The sequence below is a fragment of the Georgenia sp. 311 genome, from assembly GCF_006151955.1.
GTDB classification, from domain to species: Bacteria; Actinomycetota; Actinomycetes; order Actinomycetales; family Actinomycetaceae; genus Oceanitalea; species Oceanitalea wutianyii.
The window spans coordinates 2601-6416 of sequence record NZ_VDFS01000068.1 but is presented as its reverse complement, the minus strand read 5'-3'; the positions used below and the strand labels follow the sequence as shown (position 1 = coordinate 6416).

Annotated in this window: 4 protein-coding genes; 1 reads left to right on the top strand and 3 read right to left on the bottom strand. The window is 73.8% G+C overall.

Going from position 1 to position 3816, the window contains the following annotated elements; genetic code table 11:
* Nucleotides 1-469: 469 nt before the first annotated feature.
* The 3 genes from galE to FHE66_RS15225 are packed head-to-tail and all read right to left on the bottom strand — an operon-like array spanning nucleotide 470 to nucleotide 3215.
* Entirely contained in the window at nucleotides 470-1450 is a 981-nt protein-coding gene (galE, locus tag FHE66_RS15235; protein WP_139073831.1) for a UDP-glucose 4-epimerase GalE, read from the bottom strand.
* A gap of 47 nt (nucleotides 1451-1497) precedes the next feature.
* Complete coding sequence (gene purE, locus FHE66_RS15230) at nucleotides 1498-2019, bottom strand: 5-(carboxyamino)imidazole ribonucleotide mutase (protein WP_139073830.1); 522 nt, start codon at nucleotides 2017-2019, stop codon at nucleotides 1498-1500.
* A gap of 26 nt (nucleotides 2020-2045) precedes the next feature.
* Nucleotides 2046-3215, bottom strand: a complete 1170-nt coding sequence (locus tag FHE66_RS15225; protein ID WP_139073832.1) for a 5-(carboxyamino)imidazole ribonucleotide synthase — start codon at nucleotides 3213-3215, stop codon at nucleotides 2046-2048.
* Between the two features lie 43 nt (nucleotides 3216-3258).
* Here FHE66_RS15225 and FHE66_RS15220 point away from each other — a divergent pair, with 43 nt between their 5' ends.
* Entirely contained in the window at nucleotides 3259-3777 is a 519-nt protein-coding gene (locus tag FHE66_RS15220; protein ID WP_230976519.1) for a GtrA family protein, read from the top strand.
* Nucleotides 3778-3816: the final 39 nt, after the last annotated feature.

The following is a 3816-nucleotide window of genomic DNA, read 5'->3' as shown; positions in this document are numbered from 1 at the left end:
TGGCCGGGTGCGTGCACCCGGCCAGCACACCCCTCCCCCTCCCGCCGACAGCCGACTTGTGCGCGACAGCCGACTTTGTGCGCTGACAGCCGACTTTGTGCGCTGACAGCCGACTTGTGCGGGACAGCCGACTTCCGTACGACAACGGGCTTCCGCACAGTGCCGCCGCCTGCTCCCCGTCGCGCGACCGCGCAGCTCCCCCGAGGGTCTGCTCCCCGGCCTGTCGCAGGGGATGGCCTCTCTCGCGCGAGACTTCGACGTCGGTCGGAACTCCGCTGTCGCGCGAAACTCCGCTCTCGCGCGAGACTTCGACGTCGGTCGGAACTCCGCTGTCGCGCGAAACTCCGCTGTCGGTCGAAACTCCGCTGTCGGTCGAAACTCCGCTGTCGCGAGGAAGTCCGCTGTCGCGCGAAACTCCGCTCTCGCGAGGAAGTCGGCTCTCGCGAGGGGGCAGGGAAGGGGCCGAGGGTCAGCCGATGCGGCGGGGGCCGGCCTGCCAGGCCTCCCAGGCGCTCTCGATGATCTCGGGCAGCCCGTTGCGCGTCTGCCAGCCGAGCACCTCGGCGATCCGGTCGGCGGAGGCGACGAGCCGCGGCGGGTCACCCGCGCGCCGCTCCTCGACGTCGGGAGTCACGTCCAGCCCGGACACCCGTCCGATCTCGGTGATGACCTCCTTGACCGACGCCCCCTGCCCCGTGCCGACGTTGAGGACCAGGTTCCCGCCGTCGCCGCCCGCGAGGTGGTCGAGCGCGGCCAGGTGGGCGTGGGCCAGGTCGAGGACGTGGATGTAGTCGCGGATGCACGTGCCGTCCGTCGTCGGGTAGTCCTCGCCGAAGACCTTCGGCCGCTCCCCCTTGGCGAGCCGGTCGAGCACCATCGGCACGAGGTTGAGCACGGCCGGGTCACCGAGGTCGGGCCACCCGGCGCCGGCGACGTTGAAGTAGCGCAGCGACGCCGCCCGCAGCCCCCAGGCGCGCCCGGCGTCGGCGATGAGCCACTCCCCCACGAGCTTGGTCTCGCCGTAGGGGTTGATCGGGCGCGGGTCGGTGTCCTCGGTGACGATCTCGACGTCGGGCATCCCGTAGACGGCCGCCGAGGAGGAGAAGATCAGCCGGTCCGCCCCCACGGCCTCCATCGCCGCGACGACGTTCGCCAGCCCGGTGACGTTCTGCTGGAAGTACCAGGCGGGCCGGGCCACCGACTCCCCCACCTGCTTGCGGGCGGCGAAGTGGACGACGCCGGTCACCTCACGCTCGCGCATCACCTGCTCGAGGAGCTGCTGGGCATCACCACCGGCGACGTCGAGCTCGACGAGCGTCGCGTCACCGACCCTGTCCTCCCGGCCGGTCGACAGGTCGTCGACGACGACGACGTCCTCGCCACGCTCCTGCAGCAGCCGGACGACGTGCGCCCCGATGTACCCGGCCCCGCCGGTGACCATGATGCTCATGGCGTCAGGCTACCGACGCGCAGCAGCGGGGCGTTGCCCCCGCTCGGCTACGCCGAGAAGCCCGTGGTGTGCCTGCGCGCCGCGGCGAGCCGCGCACCCTTCTCCTCGGCGACGCGGCGCAGGTTCTCCTGGAAGTCGACCATGCGCCGGCGCAGCTCGAGGTCCGCCTCGCTCGTGCCGGCCGCGAGGATGCGCGCGGCGAGCAGCCCCGCGTTGCGCGCCCCGCCGACGGAGACGGTCGCGACCGGGACGCCGGCGGGCATCTGGACGATCGAGAGCAGCGAGTCCATCCCGTCGAGGTGCCGCAGCGGGACGGGCACGCCGACGACGGGCAGCGGCGTCACGGCGGCGAGCATCCCGGGCAGGTGCGCTGCTCCCCCCGCGCCGGCGATGATCACCCGCAGCCCGCGCCCGGCAGCCTCGCGGCCGTAGGCGAGCATCTGCTCCGGCATCCGGTGCGCGGAGACGACCCCGACCTCGTAGCCGACGCCGAGCTCCTCCAGCGCGTCGGCGGCCTGCTCCATGACGGGCCAGTCGGAGTCCGACCCCATGACGATCCCGACGTCCATCCGCGGTCCTCTCCTCGTTGGTGCGTTCACGCGCCTACCGGGTCCTGCGCCTGCTCACCGGGCCGGCCACCGAGCAGCGCGACGGCGGCCCGAGCCTCGCGCCGCACGTCCTCGAGGTCATCACCGTAGACCGTCACGTGCCCGAGCTTGCGTCCGGGGCGGACCTCCTTGCCGTACAGCTCGACCCGCGCGCGAGGGCAGTGGGCGAACACGGCGTCGAGGGCGCGCGCCGGGTCGGGCAGCTCGCTGCCGAGGAGGTTGACCATGACGCTCACCGCGGCGCGCGCGTCGGCGGGCCCGAGCGGCAGGTCGAGCACGGCCCGCAGGTGCTGCTCGAACTGGCTCGTCACCGCGCCGTCGATGGTCCAGTGGCCGGAGTTGTGCGGCCGCATCGCGAGCTCGTTGACGGCGATGCGCGGCGCACCGTCGTCGCCCGGGAACTCGAACATCTCGACGGCGAGCACCCCGGTGACGTCGAGCCCTTCGGCGATGCGGGTCGCGACGTCGACGGCGTGGGCGGCGAGCTCGGCGGGCAGGTCGGGCGCGGGGGCGAGGACCTCGGCGCAGACGCCGTCGCGCTGGATGGTCTGGGCGACCGGCCACGCGCGGACCTCACCGCTCGGGCGGCGGGCGACGAGGACGGCGAGCTCCCGGGTGAACGGGACGTGCTCCTCGGCGAGCAGCGCGTCCTCACCGGTGAGCGCGTCGAGCCAGTCCCCGGCGTCGTCGGCGGAGGCGACGACGCGCACCCCCTTGCCGTCGTAGCCGCCACGGGCGGTCTTGACGACGACGGGCCAGCCGGTCGCGTCCCCGAAGGCGGCGAGCTCGTCCCTGGTGCGCACGGGTGCCCAGCGGGGGCACGGCACGCCGAGCCCGCCCAGCGCGGTGCGCATGACGATCTTGTCCTGCGCGTGCCGCAGGGCGCGGGCGCCGGGGCGGACCGCGACGCCCTCGGCCTCGAGCTCGTCGAGGAGGGTGCCGGGCACGTGCTCGTGCTCGAAGGTGAGGACCTCGGCACCGGGCAGGATGCCGCGGACCGCGTCCGGGTCGTCGGCCCTGCCGACCGGGGCGTCCGGCACCACCTGGCCGGTCGCGCCGTCGGGCGCCTCGACGAGCACCCGCAGGCGGACGTCGAGCCCGATCGCCGCCTGCTGCATCATGCGGGCGAGCTGCCCGCCTCCCACGACCGCCACCACTGCTCCCACGGTCCGCGAGCCTACTGCCCGGTACGCTGGGGAGGTGACCTCGTCCCATGCCACGGGCCCAGCGACCCAGGAGGATCAGGCGGCCGGCGAGGCGGTCCCCGCGGCCGGTGGGCGCTGGCGGCGGTGGCGCGAGCAGGCGGCCGAGCTGGCGAGGTTCGGCGCCGTCGGGGGTGTCGCGTTCGTCGTCGACGTCGGCCTGATGAACCTCCTGCGCTTCGGGCCGGGGGAGATCCTCGGGCACAAGCCGCTCACCGCGAAGGTGGTCTCCGTCGTCGTCGCGACGCTCGTCGCCTGGCTGGGCAACCGGTACTGGGCGTTCGCCGGGTCGCGGCGGGAGCAGCGGGGGCGCGAGCTCGTGTGGTTCCTCCTCGTCAACGCCGGCGGGATGCTCATCGCGGTCGGCGCCCTCGGGATCTCGCACTACGTCCTGGGCTTCACCTCGCCGCTGGCGGACAACATCGCGGCGAACGGGGTGGGCCTCGTGCTCGGGACGGCGTTCCGCTACTTCTGCTACCGCTACCTCGTGTTCACCGGGAAGCCGGTCGCCCCGTAGAAGTCGGCTGTCGCGCGCAACTCGGCTCTCGCGCGCAAC